Origin of the sequence: Streptomyces huiliensis (assembly GCF_020037025.1) — a bacterium.
Lineage (GTDB): Bacteria > Actinomycetota > Actinomycetes > Streptomycetales > Streptomycetaceae > Streptomyces > Streptomyces huiliensis.
The window spans coordinates 1-1379 of record NZ_JAIQLH010000523.1 but is presented as its reverse complement, the minus strand read 5'-3'; the positions used below and the strand labels follow the sequence as shown (position 1 = coordinate 1379).

Below are 1379 nucleotides of genomic sequence, written 5' to 3'. Positions count from 1 at the left end.
CAACATCCCCCTGGTGCTGCGCCTGACCGCTGCGGACCGTCTTCCCGGCCGTGGACGGCGTGCCCGAGCAGCGGATCCTCGACGCGGCCGGGGCGGACTTCGGCTGGGACGTCGTCGACGCGACCGCCTGGACGGACGAGCGGCTGGAGGAGGCGGTCGGCGCGGTCACGCGGCACTGCTTCGACCTGGCGGCCGACATCCCGTTCCGCGCGCGGCTGTTCCGGCGGTCGGCCGGTGAGCACCGGCTCGCGCTGGTGGTGCACCACATCGCGGGCGACGGTTCGTCCCTGGCGCCGCTGGTCCGCGACCTGCTCACCGCCTACCGGGCCCGCGCCGCGGCGGCGGAGCCCGCCTGGCCGGCGCCGGTGGCGCAGTACGCCGACTTCACGCTGTGGCAGCACGACCTCCTCGGCGACGAGGCCGACCCGGACGGCCGGCTCGGCCGGCAGGCGGCCTTCTGGGAGCGGGAGCTCGACGGTTTCGAGGGGCTGCTGGAGCTGCCCACCGACCGTCCGCACCCGCCCGTCGCCGACCACCGGGGTGCCCAGGTGGTCGTCGAGTGGCCCGCGGAGCTTCAGGAGCTCGTGCGGCGCACGGCACGGGAGTACAACGCGACGACGTTCATGGTGATGTCGGCGGCGCTGTCGGTGCTGCTGTCGCGGCTGAGCGGCAGCCAGGACGTGGCGTTCGGCGTGCCGACGGCGGGCCGGGGCCGCACCGAGTTCGAGGACATGGTCGGGTTCTTCGTCAACACGCTGGTGCTGCGCACCCAGGTCGCGAGCGAGGCGGGCTTCGGCGACGTGCTGGCACAGGTCCGCGAGCGCAGCCTCGACGCGTTCGCCCACCAGGACGTGCCCTTCGACGCCCTGGTGGACCGCCTCAACCCGGTCCGCACCCAGGCCCACCACCCCCTGGTCCAGGTGCTGTTCGCCTGGCAGAACGTCACGCTCCCCGAACTCTCCCTGCCCGGCCTGGAGATCACCCCGCTGCGCGCGGACACCCTGACCGCGCGCATGGATTTGACCTTCAGCCTCCGCGAGCGGGTGGACGACGCGGGGCGCCCGGCGGGCATCGGCGGCGTGGTGGAGTACCGCACCGACGTGTACGACGCGGAGACCGTCGAGCGGCTCGTCGCCCGCTGGCGGCGGGTGCTCACGACGCTGCTCGCCGACCCGGACCGCCCGGTGCTGTCGCTCGACCTGCTGGACGAGCGGGAACGGGCGCGGCTGGACGTCCTGGGCGCGCGGAAGGTGCTGTCCGAGCCGGCCGACGACCCGTCGATCCCGGGGATGTTCACCGAGCAGGTGCGCCGCCGCCCCGACTCCGTCGCGCTGGTCTTCGAGGGCCGGTCGTGGACGTACCGGGAGCTGGACGAGGCG

General features: G+C 74.4%; 1 protein-coding gene. It reads left to right on the top strand.

Annotation, left to right across the window (positions count from 1 at the left end; all coding sequences use genetic code 11):
• Positions 1-29 precede the first annotated feature (29 nt).
• The coding region (locus tag JNW98_RS35625; protein WP_223772392.1) for a condensation domain-containing protein at positions 30-1379 on the top strand (1350 nt) is incomplete at its 3' end.